Source organism: Gordonia cholesterolivorans (assembly GCF_039531975.1).
Lineage (GTDB): Bacteria > Actinomycetota > Actinomycetes > Mycobacteriales > Mycobacteriaceae > Gordonia > Gordonia sihwensis.
In genome coordinates this window covers 35906-51547 of the sequence record NZ_BAAARB010000024.1, presented here as the reverse complement: position 1 = coordinate 51547, position 15642 = coordinate 35906, and the positions used below count along the sequence as shown (strand labels likewise).

General features: G+C 68.4%; 15 protein-coding genes and 1 pseudogene. 10 read left to right on the top strand and 6 right to left on the bottom strand.

Annotated elements, in window-relative coordinates; genetic code table 11:
• Positions 1–127: 127 nt before the first annotated feature.
• Both ABFX36_RS17030 and ABFX36_RS17025 read left to right on the top strand, forming a co-directional pair.
• Positions 128–394 (top strand): annotated as a pseudogene (locus ABFX36_RS17030) (HNH endonuclease signature motif containing protein); the annotation flags it as partial.
• Between the two features lie 90 nt (positions 395–484).
• Positions 485–1816, top strand: a complete 1332-nt coding sequence (locus ABFX36_RS17025) for a family 1 glycosylhydrolase (RefSeq protein ID WP_222110904.1) — start codon at positions 485–487, stop codon at positions 1814–1816.
• A gap of 7 nt (positions 1817–1823) precedes the next feature.
• Here ABFX36_RS17025 and ABFX36_RS17020 read toward each other — a convergent pair whose 3' ends face one another.
• From ABFX36_RS17020 to ABFX36_RS17010, 3 genes are all read right to left on the bottom strand, one after another.
• Positions 1824–2009 carry a type II toxin-antitoxin system antitoxin gene (locus ABFX36_RS17020; protein ID WP_006896996.1) on the bottom strand — a complete coding sequence of 62 codons (186 nt, stop codon included), beginning with the start codon at positions 2007–2009 and terminating at the stop codon, positions 1824–1826.
• Entirely contained in the window at positions 2009–2893 is an 885-nt protein-coding gene (locus ABFX36_RS17015; RefSeq protein ID WP_006896997.1) for an SPFH domain-containing protein, read from the bottom strand. Before ABFX36_RS17015 ends, ABFX36_RS17020 begins: the two co-directional genes overlap by 1 nt.
• A 90-nt stretch (positions 2894–2983) precedes the next feature.
• Positions 2984–4618 (bottom strand): alkaline phosphatase D family protein, encoded by a 1635-nt coding sequence (locus ABFX36_RS17010; protein WP_346077527.1) that lies wholly within the window; start codon positions 4616–4618, stop codon positions 2984–2986.
• 162 nt (positions 4619–4780) lie between these two features.
• Here ABFX36_RS17010 and ABFX36_RS17005 point away from each other — a divergent pair, with 162 nt between their 5' ends.
• Both ABFX36_RS17005 and ABFX36_RS17000 read left to right on the top strand, forming a co-directional pair.
• On the top strand, positions 4781–5860 hold the full coding sequence (locus tag ABFX36_RS17005; RefSeq protein WP_045539989.1) for a metallophosphoesterase: 1080 nt from the start codon (positions 4781–4783) through the stop codon (positions 5858–5860).
• Between the two features lie 149 nt (positions 5861–6009).
• A complete protein-coding gene (locus tag ABFX36_RS17000) occupies positions 6010–6993 on the top strand; it encodes a hypothetical protein (protein ID WP_006897000.1) in 984 nt (327 codons plus the stop codon).
• On the opposite strand, the gene ABFX36_RS16995 is transcribed toward ABFX36_RS17000, so the two are convergent.
• The gene (locus ABFX36_RS16995) at positions 6990–7664 is read right to left on the bottom strand and encodes a DUF998 domain-containing protein (RefSeq protein ID WP_045539986.1); all 675 of its coding nucleotides are present in this window, start codon (positions 7662–7664) and stop codon (positions 6990–6992) included. The two genes, ABFX36_RS17000 and ABFX36_RS16995, sit on opposite strands and share 4 nt — an antisense overlap.
• 139 nt (positions 7665–7803) lie before the next feature.
• On the opposite strand from ABFX36_RS16995, the gene ABFX36_RS16990 reads away from it, so the two are divergent.
• Positions 7804–9096 carry an acetyl-CoA C-acetyltransferase gene (locus ABFX36_RS16990; protein WP_346077521.1) on the top strand — a complete coding sequence of 431 codons (1293 nt, stop codon included), beginning with the start codon at positions 7804–7806 and terminating at the stop codon, positions 9094–9096.
• A gap of 23 nt (positions 9097–9119) precedes the next feature.
• On the opposite strand, the gene ABFX36_RS16985 is transcribed toward ABFX36_RS16990, so the two are convergent.
• Positions 9120–10076: a LysR family transcriptional regulator ArgP gene (locus tag ABFX36_RS16985; protein WP_346077519.1), complete on the bottom strand. Its 957-nt coding sequence runs from the start codon at positions 10074–10076 to the stop codon at positions 9120–9122.
• A gap of 43 nt (positions 10077–10119) precedes the next feature.
• On the opposite strand from ABFX36_RS16985, the gene ABFX36_RS16980 reads away from it, so the two are divergent.
• From ABFX36_RS16980 to ABFX36_RS16965, 4 genes are all read left to right on the top strand, one after another.
• A complete protein-coding gene (locus tag ABFX36_RS16980) occupies positions 10120–10782 on the top strand; it encodes a LysE/ArgO family amino acid transporter (protein WP_346077518.1) in 663 nt (220 codons plus the stop codon).
• Positions 10783–10879: 97 nt separating this feature from the next.
• Positions 10880–12121, top strand: coding sequence for an NAD(P)/FAD-dependent oxidoreductase (locus ABFX36_RS16975; RefSeq protein WP_346077516.1), 1242 nt, complete (start codon positions 10880–10882; stop codon positions 12119–12121).
• Between the two features lie 47 nt (positions 12122–12168).
• Positions 12169–12531: an arsenate reductase (glutaredoxin) gene (arsC, locus tag ABFX36_RS16970; protein ID WP_006897006.1), complete on the top strand. Its 363-nt coding sequence runs from the start codon at positions 12169–12171 to the stop codon at positions 12529–12531.
• 11 nt (positions 12532–12542) lie between these two features.
• The gene (locus tag ABFX36_RS16965) at positions 12543–13412 is read left to right on the top strand and encodes an alpha/beta fold hydrolase (protein ID WP_346077514.1); all 870 of its coding nucleotides are present in this window, start codon (positions 12543–12545) and stop codon (positions 13410–13412) included.
• 30 nt (positions 13413–13442) lie between these two features.
• Here ABFX36_RS16965 and ABFX36_RS16960 read toward each other — a convergent pair whose 3' ends face one another.
• Complete coding sequence (locus tag ABFX36_RS16960) at positions 13443–14609, bottom strand: ATP-grasp domain-containing protein (protein ID WP_278125930.1); 1167 nt, start codon at positions 14607–14609, stop codon at positions 13443–13445.
• Positions 14610–14691: 82 nt separating this feature from the next.
• Here ABFX36_RS16960 and ABFX36_RS16955 point away from each other — a divergent pair, with 82 nt between their 5' ends.
• On the top strand, positions 14692–15639 hold the full coding sequence (locus ABFX36_RS16955; RefSeq protein ID WP_346077513.1) for an EamA/RhaT family transporter: 948 nt from the start codon (positions 14692–14694) through the stop codon (positions 15637–15639).
• Positions 15640–15642: the final 3 nt, after the last annotated feature.

Genomic DNA, 15642 nt, shown 5'->3' with positions numbered 1-15642 from the left:
GCACCGCGGCGGCCTTCTCCTCGACCGAGTAGCGACGAGTCGTCGGCTTCCCATTCGCCAGTTCCTTCGGCATAACTCCATCCTCGTTTCCAAGGTCAGGAGCCTCCAACAAACCCAGGGCGCTTCAATCGACGCCCTCGGCGCCGCCTGCGGACGCCACAACCGCGCCGTCGGCACCAAACGCGGACAATGGGAAACCACCATCCTCCCCGACGGACCCCACACCGGACGCATGGCCTGGCGACCAGCCACCACTAACGAACCCTGGCTCCTCAACCCCATCCACCACGCCGGACAAGCACGGCACCTGCACCCACGAGAACTCCCCCAACCACCTCCGCAGACGCAACCCGCACAGCCGAGAGCCGGATCCCGTCCGCACCACGCGGCCTGATCGGGCGCGCGGGACCGCGAATGCAGCCACTTCCCCCGAAATGAGACTATCGTCACACTCATGGGAGGGGCTCCGTCGCGCCGTCGCGCCATGTCGGTCCGAGTCAATCCTGCTCTGCTCCTGGCTGCGGCTCTCGCCCTCGCGCTCGCGTTGAGTGCCGCACTGACCCCGGCGATCCCGTCCAGTCTCACCGCCTCCGCCGAGGCCAAGCCGGCCGGCTCACTGCCATCCACGTTCCTCTGGGGTGTCGCCTCCTCCGGTTTCCAGTCCGAAGGCGACTCCCCCGACAGCAACTGGACTCGCTACATCGCGAAGGGTGCGACGGACGATCCGATCGGGACGTCCGTCGATTTCCGGCATCGCTACGCATCAGACATAGCGCTGGCGAAGAGCCTCGGCGCCAAGGTCTACCGCATCGGCATCGAATGGGCCCGCATCGAACCGCGCCCCGGCCACCTGGCTGCACGAGAACTCGACTACTACGACGACGTCGTGCGCACCATCGTCGCCGCGGGAATGCGGCCGATGATCACCCTCGACCACTGGGTGTACCCGGGTTGGATCGCCGACCGCGGCGGATGGTCCGACCCCGGCACACTCGACGCCTGGCTGCGGCACAACCGGATCGTCGTCGACCGCTACGCCAAGTACCACCCGCTCTGGATCACGATCAACGAACCGGCCGCGTACGTCCTGAAAGAGGTCCAATTCGGCGGCATACCGAAGAAATCGGTGACGCTGATGGTCGACAGACTCGTCAAGGCCCACCAGACCATCTACCGATACATTCACGCCAAAGACCCTGGCGCCCAGGTCAGCTCCAATGTCGCCTACATTCCGACCATCGAGCCCGGCCTCGACCAGGCCTTCCTCAACCGCATCCGCAACCAGCTCGACTACGTCGGACTCGATTACTACTACTCCATCTCCCCGACCGACCCCACGGCCGTGTACGCCGCGACGAGCGAGTTCTGGAAGGCGTCGGCGGCGACCGACGGCGTGTACTACGCGCTCCGCGACATGGCGCACCGCTTCCCGGGCAAGCCGCTCTACGTCGTGGAGGCGGGCATGGCCACCGAGAACGGCAAGCCCCGGCCGGACGGGTACCGGCGCGCCGACCATCTCCGCGACCTCGTCTACTGGATCCAGCGCGCCCGCCGCGACGGACTCCCGGTGATCGGCATGAACTACTGGAGTCTCACCGACAACTACGAATGGGGCAGCTACACACCGAGATTCGGTCTCTACACCGTGAACGTCAAGACCGACCCCACGCTCCGGCGGATCCCCACCGACGCCGTGACCGCCTTCCGTGGCATCACCGCCGAGGGCGGCGTCGGGCCGCGCTACCGGCCGACCCGTCCCGCGACCGTGTGCTCACTGGTGGCAGCCCCGGCCAGCTGCCTGATGCCCGCACGATGACCGGCACTCAATCCGGCCACCGCCCGGCCTGCTTCAGTGCCAACCGAAGCGCGTACTCGAGCTGACCGTTGACGCTGCGCAGGTCGTCCGCCGCCCATTTGGCGATCGCCGCATGCACGTCCGGGTCCAGCCGCAGCAGCACCTTCTTCTGCTCGCGCTTCGCCGGACGGGAAGCGCCCGACTGCTCGGTCATCAGGCGTACAGGGTTCCCGCGTTGACCACCGGCTGCGTGGCACGGTCACCGCACAGCACCACCAGCAGATTCGAGACCATCGCCGCGCGACGCTCCTCGTCCAGCTCGACGACGCCCTGTTCGGCGAGCCGGTCGAGCGCGAGACCGACCATCCCCACCGCACCCTCGACGATCTGCTGACGCGCCGCGACCACCTGCGCGGCCTGCTGTCGGACGAGCATCGCCTGCGCGATCTCGGGCGCGTAGGCCAGGTGCGTGATCCGAGCCTCGATGATCTCGATGCCCGCCATCTGGGTGCGCTCACGCAGTTCGACGGTCATCTCCTCCGCGATGGTGGCACCGTCGCGCAGGCTGATGGTGTCGGTCTGATGCGAGTCGTACGGATAGCTCGTAGCCAGATGACGTACCGCCGCCTCCGACTGGATGGCGACGTACTCCTCGTAGTCGTCCACAGCGAACGCAGCCTTGAAACTGTCGACGACGCGATAGACCACCACCGCCGCGATCTCGACCGGATTGCCGTCCGCATCGTTGACCTTGAGCTTCTGAGTCTCGAAGTTGCGGATACGCAGCGAGATGGTCCGGCGATCGGTCAGCGGCGTCACGAGGAAGAAGCCCGCGTCGCTCACCGAACCGATGTAGCGGCCGAAGAACTGCAGCACCTTGGCCTCGTTGGGGCTGACCGTCGTCAGACCGGTCATCGTCAGCAGGGCCGCGAAGCCCACGATCACCGCGAGCACGGTGACGACGATGAGCGCGGGCGACGCCCCGTCCGACACCGCCGCGATGGTCGCGATCACCGCCACCACGCAGGCGATCACCACCACCAGCGATCCGAGCAGACCGATGAACCCGTTGGTCCGCCATGCATTCCGAAAGTCCACAGCGACACCCTCCCGTCGACGGCGGACCGGTCGTCCACCACTAGCAGGATGATATCACTGAGCTATCAGCGGCACGGCTGATCGCATGAGTCAGCTCGCCGGGCCGGAGACCTTGGTCATGCGGCGGGTTCCGGAGCGCACCTTCCACGACTGCGCGTGATACTCGCCGGTGTGCCGGTCGGCGCGGTCGTTGAGCGAGTACCAGTCCATCTGGGCCGCTGCGGGATCGACGGTCAGCACCCCGTACCCGTGGGCGTCCGTGTCGACCCAGCGGGCGTGCCGATTCGTCGCCGTGATGGCGGCCGCGGCGGCGTTCCCGACCGTGTGCTCGGGCGCCTTCACCATGTCGTCGAGATTGTTCGACGTCACCGAGGTCACCACGAACTCCGTGCCGAGTGTGCCCGCGCCCGGATAGTCGGCGGGCTTGCGCGGAATCTCATTGGCCCACGACATGTGGATGTCGCCGGTGAGGAACACCAGATTCTTCTTGCCCGCGCGGTCGGCGGCGTCGAGCAGTCGCGCTCGATCCTTCGTGTAGCCGTCCCACTGGTCGGTGTTGAAGGGCACGCCGTTCTCCGGAATACCGATCAGATCGGTGATCGCCTTGGTCGTGTCCGGGTTCAGCGGCGGCAACAGCACCGGCGAGATCATCACGGAGTTGCCGATGAGCTGCCATCGGGTGGTGGAGGTGACGATGCCGCCGGTGACCCACTCCATCTGCGCACGACCGGTGATCGTGGTGGCGCCGGCGTCGGACTGCTTGCTGAACCTCGACGCCTCGCGGTCCCGATAGGTCCGCAGATCGAGCATCGACAACTCGAGCAGCCTCCCGTAACGCAATCGCCGGTAGATGTGCCGGTTGTTCGCCGAGACGACCGGCCGCACCGGCATCCACTCGTAATACGCCTTGTCCGCGTTGGCCTTTCGTGCCGCCCACGACCCCTGCCTGGCGGGATCGTGATTCTCCGCCCCCGAGCGATACGAGTTGTCGGCGGTCTCGTGATCGTCCCAGGTCGCGATGAATGGGAGCGCGCGATGCAGTTGCTGCAGGTCGGGGTCGGTCTTGTACTGGCCGTGTCGGATGCGGTAGTCCGCCAGCGAGACGATGTCGTGCGCCGGGCGGTGGATCCGCACCGGGCCGTTCTTCCCGCCGTATTCGCCTGCGCCGTACTCGTAGATGTAATCACCGAGATGAATGACGGCGTCGAGCTCCGTCCGCTTGGCCAGGTGCCGATAGGCCGCGAAATAGCCCGCCTCCCAGTTGGAGCAGCTCACGACTCCGAAGCGAGCCTTCGCGACATCGGCGTCGGTGGCGGGCGCGGTCTTGGTGCGGCCGACCGGCGACACGGCGCCCGCAGCCGGCCCTCCGGTGACCCGGAACCGGTACCAGTAGACGCGGGCCGGCGCGAGTCCGCCGACGTCGACCTTCACCGTGTGATCGCGTGAGGCGTCGGTGGTGACCGAGCCCGAGGCGACCGTCGATCCGAAGTGCTCGTCCGCCGACACCTCCCAGACCAGATTCGACGACGGCCCGCGTCCGGAGCCGGGCGTCGCCTCCGCGGTCGGAGTGACGCGCGTCCAGAGGATGACACCGTTCGGCAGCGGATCGCCGGAGGCCACTCCGTGCTGGAACGCCGCCCGCGGGCCGGGCGCGCCGCGGGCGACACCCGCCGCGACGACAGAGGGAACACCGAGGGCCAGCGCGCCGGCCCCGGCGGCGCCCATGAAGGCACGCCGGGAGACAGGGAGGGAGGTTCGTTTCTCAGACATCGCGAGAAGGCTGGCAGAGGCAGGTTACTCGTCAGTAAACGCAAGTCGGCGCCGACATGGCGAATAGTGCTGGAATCGAACACCTTTCGTTCACGTAGACGTGGAACCATCACGCCCATGACCGACAACAGCCCCCAGCCGCACCGCCGCGGCCTCGATCGACGCACCTTCCTCGCGGGCGCCGCCGCCACCGGCGCGGCCGCCGGCCTCGGAGCACTGGGATCCACCGCCCGGGGAGCCGGAACCGCCTCCGCCGCGTCCCGCTTCCCCCTCCCGTCGAAGGCGTCGAGCCTCCACGTCCTGGTGACCGGCGACGCGGGCACCGGCGAGAAGCCCCAGTACGCGGTAACCGCCGCCGCTCGGAGGATCCACGCGACCACTCCGTTCGACCTCGCCCTCGGTCTCGGCGACAACATCTACGAGACCGGCCCGAAGGGCCCGGACGACCATCAATTCACCACCAAGTTCGAGAAGCCGAACGCCGGTCTCGACTTCCCGTGGCTGATGACGCTCGGCAATCACGACAACACCGCCGTGTTCCCCGGCGACGGCGGCTGGCTGCTGCGCGGCGACGCCGAGGTGGCCTACCACCGGCGCTCCCGCCGCTGGTACATGCCCGCGCGCTATTACAGCGTCCCGCTCGGCGTCGCCGACGTCTTCGTCCTCGACATGAACCCCCTCGCCGCCTACATTCCGCCCTTCCTGTCCCCCGAGTGGGAGCCCGGCGGTCACTACATGACGCGCCAGGCGGCGTGGCTCGACCGCGCGCTGCGGACTTCGACCGCACCCTGGAAGATCGTCTGCACCCATCACCCGTACGCGAACAACGGACCACACGGGCCGGCGGGCGACTTCGACGGCCTCCCGGCCCCGCTGAACGGCGTGGAGATGAAGCGGTTCATCGAGAAGCACGTCGCGGGCCGCGCGCACTTCCTGTTCTCCGGACACGATCACAGCCAGCAGGTCCTCGAGAACGTCTCCGGGCTCAAGGGCACGCGCCAGATCGTGTCCGGGGCCGCGGCGAAGTCGGTGAACGGCCGCTCCGCCGGCCGCTTCCGGGCCAAGTACGAGAACTACCGCGACCGCGGATTCATGACGCTCGCGATCGATTCCACATCGGTGGTTCTGACGGCCCACGAAGTGGCCGCGAACGCGTCCGGGCCGACGGAGGCCTTCACCACGACGTACCGGCGCTGACGTCGAAGTACCTACACCGCACAGTCCCGATCCATCGGACTTTTCACTGAAAACCCCTCCCCCGACCGACTGACGGCGCTAGTTTCAAGCAATCCATCTCAGTCGTTCGTCGCATCTCGTCGCGGGTCGCCGACCAGGGGAGGCTTCAGATGTCCAAGCTCACGACTCGACGGATCCTGGCCGCCTCCGCCGTGGCCATCGTCGCCGCAGGCGCGTCAGCGGCACCGGCGCACGCGGCGTCGACTCCGGGGGTATCGGCGACATGCGCACCCGGTGAATCGGCCGATGCGAGCATCCGCAATCCGATCAACGGCAACGTCCTGATCCCGATCACCGCCGACTGCAAACGGGCGGCACCGGTCACGGCGGCACTGGGTGACGGGTTGCTCCGCCTGTTCGGTCAGGAACCGATCCTGCGGGACCTCAACCAGGCGATCGCCGTCGGTCCGGCACTGCCGACCAAGGCCTCCATCGCGGGCGGCGGGATCACCGCCGCGATCGCGGTCACCGGCGGTGAGGCGCATTCGCTCGCCAATGTGCTGAGCCTCGGTGTCGCCGCCGGTCTCCTCGGCGGAAAGGCCTCGGCCAATGCGACGGTGCTCGGAGCCTCCGTGGCGGTGGCAACGGTGACGGGCGCGCGCGCCGAGGCCACCGCCCTCCCCGCGGCACTCGCCTTCAGCACCGCCGACGCCCGCGGACGCACCACGACGACCACGGCGTTCGGCGGGGTCACCTCGGCGAGCAGTGGCAAGGGGCCCGGCAACGGCGCGATCTGTACGGCGGCCTTCGGCACCGCCGAGGTCCGCTCCGGAAACTCGGTGACCGACTCCTGCACCAGCGTGGGATTCCTGTTCCAGCGGACGCAGCACGACGACGGCCCGATCGCTCTCTCGGTCAAGAACCCGCTCGACGTGAGCCTGGTGAACCCGTTCGGCGAATCACTCGGCGACCTCGTCGGTGTGGTCGGCTCGGTGGTCGACGTTCCGGACGCGGTGCACGATCTCCTCGGTGCGCGAATGGTGCCGCGCCTGAACAGCGATGTGGTCCGCGTCGTGATGGATCCCGCCCGGCCGCGACTGGAGACCGACATCCCGGCCTGGCTGCGCGGCGAGACGCGACCCAAGGGCCGTTAGCCTGCGGTGCCGTCGTCCGCCGACTTCGCGGAGGCGGCACGCGCGCCGCGTCCCCACCGGGCGATCGCGACGCCCCAGAACGCCAGCCACAGGCTCATCCCGCCGACCTGGATCCGCTGGGCCAGTCCCAGCCGGTAGTCGCCGCCGAGCCGGTCGGCGGCCAGCATCCAGACGGTCGCGAGCACGACGACGGCGAAGACCAGACCGCCCCCGTAACGCAGCCACGCCCAGTCGCCCCGCCGCCAGGCCGCCAATGACGCCGCGACCATCGCCACGAAGATCGCGAACACCGCGAGCGAGCTCGTGAGGGCGTGAACGTGCTGCAACTGCGGCAGCAGGCCGCGTGATTCGGATGGGCACCCCGGGTCGCGACCGGCCAGACACTCGATCGGCATCAGCGCGTCGGCGATGGTCGACGCACCGAACGCGCCGATCGCCACCGCGGCGGTGATCGAGAACCTGTTGCGCACCAGCGACGGCGGCCAACCGAGGCCGAACGCGGCGAGCAGCGAGAAGACCCCGGTCAGCACGTCGCCGGTCACGTAGACATCGCGGTGCGGCATGTGGCCGCTGTCGAGCTCGGACAGGAACGAGCGCATCGGATCGAGTCCGGAATGCAGGAACAGGTCGAGCACCCACGACGAGTAGCAGACCCCCGCCAACACCAGCATCGCGCCGACGAAGGCGGATCTGGCTCGTAATCCGTGCACGACGTCGGAGTCTACCGAGGTCGGCGCCCGACCGGTTCGCGCCGAGTCCCGTCGACGGCCCCGAGAACGTTTACATCGGCTGATGGTAGCTTTCTGGACCATGTCACCTCGCGAACTCCAGAACGTCTATGTCCTGGGCGGTAACCGGATCCCCTTCGCTCGTTCCAACGGCGCCTACCTGGGCGAGACGAACCAGACGATGCTCACCGCCGCGCTGAACGGCCTCGTCGACCGCTTCGGTCTCCACGACGTACGCCTGGGCGAGGTGGCCGGCGGCGCTGTCGTCAAGCTCGCCCGCGACCACAGCCTCACCCGCGAAAGCCTTCTCGACACCCCGCTGTCGCGGGCTACTCCCACCGTGGACGTGCAGCAGCAGTGCGCCACCGGAGGCCAGGCCGTGGTTCACATCGCGAACAAGATCGCGTGCGGCCAGATCGAGTCCGGCGTCGCATGCGGTGCCGACACCACCTCCGATCCGCCGATCGGATTCGGTCCTCGGCTGCGCAACCGGCTCGTCCGGGTCAACGCTGCCCGCAGCCTCCCCGACCGCCTGCGCGAGGCCGTGCAGATCCCGCTGTCATTGGACTTCGACGTCCCCAGCCCCGCCGAGCGCCGAACCAACCTCGTTCCCGGGGCCGCCCAGGCGGTGACCGGCGCGGCGTGGAACGTCACTCGCGCCGACCAGGACCGCATCGCGCTCGACTCCCACCACAATCTGGCGCGGGCCTACGACGACGGATTCTTCGACGACCTGCTGACCCCGTTCGCCGGGCTCGCCGAGGACGACAACCTGCGACGCGGTTTGACCGCCGAACGGGTCGCGGCGCTCGCACCGTGTTTCGGCGGGCCCGACGGCACAATGACGCCGGCGAACTCGACCACGCTGACCGACGGGGCGTCGTCGGTTCTGATGGGCACGGCCGCGTGGGCGCAGAGCCGCGATCTGCCCCCGCTCGCCCGGCTGGTGGACGCACAGAGCTGGGCGGTCGACTACGTGGACGGCGACCCGAAGACGCAGGGCGTGCTGATGGCGCCGGTGTACGCGGTCGACGAACTGCTGCGCCGCAACGGCCTCGCCCTGCAGGACTTCGACTTCTACGAGATCCACGAGGCCTTCGCCTCCCAGGTGCTCTCGACGCTGGCCGCCTGGAACGACGATGAGTTCTGCAGGACGGCTCTGGGCCGCGACCGGGCACTCGGCGAGATCGACCGCAGCCGCCTCAATGTGCGCGGCGGCTCGCTGGCCACCGGTCATCCCTTCGGCGCCACCGGCGGCCGCATCGTCGCAACGGTCGCCAAACTCCTCGCCTCCCAACCGGGCTCGCGCGCGCTGGTCTCGATCTGCGCGGGCAGCGGCATGGCCGTCACCATGATTCTGGAATCGGCCGGCTGACCGACCGCGGTCGGCTGACGCGCTCAGCGGCTGCCAGACGGGCGGGCCTGCACGGCGGTCGCGCGACGGCGTGGCACCAGGCCGGCCCGCGCGTGCGCGACGATGATCTCGGTGAGTGCGGTCACGGCCGGCGACCGCAGCTTCCAGTACTGCCAGAACAGCGGTACGTCGACCGGCGTCTGCGACAGTTTCACCAGGTCTCGCCCGGTGTGCTCGTCGTCGAGATCCACTTCGGGAACCGCTCCCCAACCGATGCCGGCGGCGATGGCCCGCCGGTACTCCGCGGCCGCCGGAATGTAGTGGACGGGCGGTGAGATCGGTTCGGCGACGAGCTGTTTCAGCGTTTTGATCTGCAGATGGTCGTTGCTGTCGAACATCACCATCGGCGCGTAGCGCATGTCGCGGGCCCGTACGCCGTGGGGCAGCCAGTACTCGATGAACGCCGGCGAAGCGACCGCGAAGTACCGCAGGGAACCGAGTTCGATGGTCTCGCAGCCCCGCACACCGACCGGGTCGGAGGTGACGGCCCCGATCACGTCGCCCGACCGAAGCAGCGCGGTGGTGATCGACTCGTCGTCACGGTTGACGTCGATCGAGACGGCGTGCTCGCGGTGGAGTTCGGCGAGCACCGGAAGGAACCACGTCGCCAACGAGTCTGCGTTGCAGGCGATCGACAGCTCCACCCGCGGCAGATGCCTTGGGTCGCCGTCGAACTCCGGCGCGGTCCCGATCAGCGCGCCCCGGGCCTCGGCCACCAGGACCTCCCACTGTTCGCCGAGCCGGGCGAGCACCTCGCCGTCGACGGTCGGCGTCGCGGGCTTGGTGCGGCGCACCAGCACTCTCCCCACCGACTGCTCCAGCGCCTTGATCCGCTGGCTCACCGCGGACGGCGTGACGTGCAGCGATGCCGCCGCCGCCTCGAATGTGCCCTCACGGAGGACGGTGGCCAGCGTCACGAGTCCTTCAACCGGAAACTCCATATTAAGTCATTCTAATCTTTACTAAGACTCATTTGTTGGACTAATGAGGTCGACGTTCCTAGCGTGGACTCACGTGATCAGCACGTACCTTCTCGCCGCGGTCGCCGGCCTCGTGACCGGCGCGGGCCTCATCATCGCGATCGGACCGCAGAACATCTATGTCATCCGGCAAGGCGTGAGTGGTGCCTACGTACTCCCGGTGATCGCGGTCTGCGTGGTCTCCGACATCGTCCTGATCAGCGCGGGAACGGCGGGGCTCGGCGCCTTGGTCTCCGCTCATCCGAGCGCCGTCGCGATCGCTGAGGTCGTCGGCGGCGGCTACTTGCTCGTCTTGGCCGCCCTCGCCGCGCGGCGCGCTCTTCGCCCTGGCTCCGGACCCGCGCACTCCGGCTCCGGCTCCGGCTCCGGACGGACCGTGGGGCTGTGGGCGGCACTGGGCACCGCACTCGCTCTGACCTGGCTCAACCCCCATACCTACCTCGACACGGTTCTCACCCTCGGATCGATCGCCAACAGTCACGGCGGCGCCAAGTGGTCGTTCACGATCGGCGCATGCACCGCATCCCTGATCTGGTTTCTGATGCTGGGCCTCGGCGCCCGGCGGATGGCGCCGGTGTTCGCCTCTGCGCGCGCGTGGCGCGTCCTCGACACCGCGATCGCCGCCGTGATGGCCGCTCTCGGCGTGATGCTGATCGCCGGAGCCTGAGTCGCACCCAGCGCGCCAGACGACGCCGCTGTACACCTCTCCCCGCGCACCGGACGTCTCTAGACTCGGCTGTACAGGCGAAGTGAGGAGAAGTGAGATGACCGGACCGAACCGACCCTCCGACCCCGTCGTGATCATCGGCGGCGGGCTCGCCGGAGCGAAGACCGCCGAGCAATTGCGGGAGAACGGATACTCCGGCGGCGTGGTGCTGATCGCCGCCGAGCGCGTCGCACCCTATGAGCGCCCACCGCTGTCGAAGGAGTTCCTAGCCGGAAGCAAGTCGCTGCCGGAGTTCACCGTCCACGACGAGGCCTGGTACGCAGATAACGACGTCGACCTGAGGTTGGGCGTGCGCGCCGAGTCCGTCGACACCGCATCGCGGACCGTGCGTCTCAGCGGCGGCGGTGCCGTCGCCTACTCCGCACTGGTGCTGGCCACCGGGTCGACGTCCGTGCATCCGCCGATCGACGGCGCCGACGCGGCGGGCGTTCACTATCTCCGCACCGTGGACGAGGCGTCCGCACTTCTGGAGACCTTCGGCGAGGGCAAGCGGCTCGCGGTGATCGGCGGAGGCTGGATCGGCCTGGAGGTGGCGGCCGCGGCCCGGCGCCGCGACACGGAGGTGACCGTGGTGGAGGCCGCCGATCAGCCGTTGCGGGCCGCGCTCGGACCCGAGATCGGCGCTGCCTTCGCCGATCTGCATCGCGCGCACGGTGTCGACCTGCGCACCGGGCGCAAGGTCTCGTCGATCACCGTCGCCGACGGCCGGGCCACCGGCCTCGAACTCGACGACGGAGCGACCGTCACGGCCGACGCGGTCCTCATCGCCGTCGGAGCCCGGGCCGAGACCGGGCTCGCCGAAGCCGCCGGGCTCACGCTCGCCGACGGCGGGGTGGCCACCGACAGCCGGCTGCGGACCAGCGCAGCGGACGTGTACGCGGCCGGCGACATCGCCGCCGCCATGCACCCGATCCTGCGGACGCGGGTCCGCACCGAGCACTGGGCCAACGCTCTCAACCAGCCCGCCGTGGTCGCGGAGAACATCGTCGGGCGCGGCACCGAGTACACCCGCATGCCCTACTTCTTCACCGATCAGTACGACCTCGGAATGGAATACCGGGGCCTCGCCGAGGGCTACCGGCGCGTGGTGACGCGCGGCGACGTCTCCGGGCTGGAGTTCCTGGCCTTCTGGCTCGACGACGCCGGAACCGTTCTGGCCGGGATGAACGTGAACATCTGGGACGCCGGCGACGACATCGCAGCCCTGGTGCAGGCACGGCGCCCGGTGGACGCCGCCGCGCTGGCCGACCCCGAAGTACCCTTGTCGAGCCTGATCTGACACCCGTTCTGCGCTCGTCCGCAGACACATACCGAAAGGACGACGCGGTGGACGCGACCATCTACTACAACGCGAGCTGCAGCAAGTCCCGCACCGCCCTCGACGCCTTGCGCGACGCCGGCGCCGACGTCACCGTCGTGGAGTATCTGACCGACACCCCCGACAGAGACGCACTCGCCGAACTGATCGCGGCCGCGGGCCTGTCGGTGCGCGACGCGGTCCGGAGCGGGGAGCCGCTGTATGCCGACCTCGGTCTCGACGGAGCCGACGACGATGCGCTGCTCGACGCGATGGTCGCGCACCCGTCGCTCATCCAGCGGCCGCTGGTCGTCACTGACGCCGGGACCGTCATGGCGAGAACGCCGGAGAGTCTCCAGCGAATCGTCGAGGGTCTGCGCGGCCGCGAGTAACGTCGGCAGTCGTGACCGCGTCGAAGCCAGAGTCGAAGCCAGAACTGATCCAGACAGCCGCCGACGTTCGTATCGCCGCCACACGCGTCGGTGAGGGCCCCACCGTTCTTCTCAACGGCGGGCTCGGCATGCCGGCGGGTGTCTGGCAGTTCACCGGCGTGCCCGCCGCACTGGTGGAGGCGGGGTTCTCCGTCATCACCTACTCGGCGCGCGGACTCGTGCCGTCGTCCGCGCCGCCCGCGCCCTACTCGGTCCCGGAGATGGCCGATGACGCCGCCGCCGTGCTCGGCCACTTCGGGGTGGACGACGCCGTCATCGCCGGCTACTCGATGGGCTGCTACATCTCCCAGGTCCTCGCGTCGTCGTGGCCGGGACGGATCCGCGGTCTCGCAATGATCGCCGGGCTTCGGTCGTCCGCCATCGGGGAGATGGTGAACGAGATGGAACTCGGGCTCATCGAGCGGCTCGGTGAGATCCCCGAAGCGGTCGCCGTCTTCGAACAACTGATGACCACTCTCGGACCGGGCATGCTCGGCGACGACCTGACCGTCCGCGCCTGGCGCGAGGTGCTGACGGCGGGCGAGCCGGTGTGGGCGTCACCGGACGGCCTCAAGGGCCAGCTCTCGGCGTCTCACGGATGGATGCTGGCCAAGGAGCCGACGCCCGAACGCCTCGCCGCGATCGACGTTCCGGCGCTCGTCGTCGCCTACCAGCACGACGTCTTCTTTCCGCCGTCGGGCAGTCGCGAAGCCGCGTCGCACATGCCGATCGCCGACTTCCACGAACTCGACGGACTCGCGCACGGCGGGCTCATGCTCGACCCCGATCGCCGCGCGACGGCCCTGCTGGTCGAGTTCTGCCGCAAGGTCACGGCGTCGTAGCCGCGCGGCTCCGTTCGGGGAGTGCGGCTCTCAGACCTTGTGCCCGTCCCACTCGTGGTCGTGCATGAAAGCCTCCGCGAGGCCCACCTTGTATCGGAATCCGTGACTCAGGATCGCCATGTAGGCCGGAATCAGCATCAGCGCGGGCAGCCGGTCCTCGGAATCCCAGATCACGTCGCTCGCCGCACGGAAGTCGCGCACGAACTGCCGCAGGCTGCGCCCACCTCGGCTGGACTTGCGCCAGCCGTAGAGGGTCATGCCGACGCCGATCATCCGAGTGCGGTTCTCGGGCGGGCTGATGATCTCGGTGTTCTCGCCGAAGAACGCGCGGTCGAGGCGATTCTGCCTGGTGTACATCATGATTCCGCTGGTGCCCCGCGGATTGCATTCGATCGTGTACAGCCCCTTCTCGGGGTGGTCGATGAAGTCGAGTCCCATGTGGCCGGTGAAGTTCACCGACTTCGCGAAGCGCTGCACCCAGTCGAGGATCGGCTGGTGATCGACCTGCGTGAAGGTCAGGCACGAGCTGCCGTCGATGGCGTAGTCGACGGGATAGGTGGCGTGGGCGAAGACCTCGCCGTCACGGCACACCGAGTAGGTGCAGTACCGGTCGCCCTCCATCCACTCCTGGGCGATCCACGGGTTGGTCTCGTCGTAGGTGAGGAAGTCGAGGGATTCGCCCGGCTGCGCCTTGTAGACCTTCTGCGAGCCGCGGGAGTACGTCTGCTTGATGGCGAAGGGCGTGTCGAAGTCGAGCCCGACCGTGTCCTGCGCCGAGGCCAGCTTCTTGAACTTGAGCGTGGGAAAGCCCCGCTCCACCAGCGCCTCCTGGAAGGAGAACTTGTTGTGGAGCATGTCCTCCACCTCGAATGGCGACAGGAACAGCTCGCATGTCGGCGGGAACAGACCGGCCATCATCGAGAGGATGTCGGTCTCCTCGTGGATGGGGATCACCATGTCGATGCCCTCGGACTTGACCAGTTCGGCGATCTCGCGGCAGTACTCCTGCGGCTTGAACTTGGGCGGACTGACCCGATGGAACGACGAGACGGCGTTCGAGAAGCGGCTCACCGTGATCGGGAGGCTGTCGCACGTCGACACCGTGTGCCCGGCAGCGGCGAACTGTCGCGCCAGGTTGAGCGTCAGAAACGACCTGCCGAAGGTGATGAGGACATGTTTGCGCGTACCGGAGACCACAGATACAGAGTAGACAAGTGAACAAGCCTCACGTGTAGCGTGTTCTTACCGAGTACTCATTCACGACTCAGGGGATTCTTCGTTGTACGTAATCGGGATCATTGCGGCGTCGATGGCCGCGGTGGCCTACGGAGTCTCGACCGTGCTCCGAGCACTCGGCGCCCGCCGGGTCGCGGTGGAGCAGCGGGAAGAGGGCAAGGCCGGGGTCGGCGGCGACAACTCGCCGTCGGTCGAGTCGACCTTCTCCACGCTCGTCGATCCCGCGTTCATCCTCGGGACTGTCATGGTCATCGTCGGCTTCGCGGGCGGCGCCGTCGCCGCGCGTTTCCTGCCGCTGTTCCTGGCTCAGTCGATCGTGTCCGCCAACCTCGTCGTCACGGCACTGCTCGGAACACTCCTGCTCAATATCGTTCTGCACACCCGTGACTGGGTCGCGATCTGGCTCGTGGTGCTCTCCCTGTTCCTGCTCGGCGTGTCGTCGTCCCCGGGCGTCAAGGACAGCGCGTCGATGACCTTCCACTGGGGTCTGATGATCGCGACCATCCTGCTGTGCACCGTCTCCCTGGTCGGCGTGTACCGGGGCGGTAAGTTGGCCGCGCCGATCGGCGGTGCCGGCGCGGGGCTGCTGTTCGGCGTGATCGCGTGTTCGGTCCGGGTGCTCGACGGCCTGGAGAAGTTCGACATCCTGACCATCCTGGGTGACCCCGCGGCGTGGTCGATCGCGATCGCCGGAGCGATCGGTTTCTACGTGCAGACGGTGGCGCTGCAGGTCGGTGCCGTCAGCGGCGTGACCGCGATGCTGGTGGTCGGTGAGACCGCGGGCCCCAGCATCATCGGCGTGGCCTTCCTGGGCGACAGCGCACACCCCGGTCTCGGCTGGCTCGCGGTGGTCGGCTTCATCGGCGCCGTGGTCGGCGCGGTCCTCGTCGCCTGGTACGGCACCGGCGACCCCGACCACTTCGGGGAGGCCCCGCCGGAGAAGGGCGGATGGCGCCGCGGCCGCGAGCAGGTCGACGACGCGGACCGCTGACGC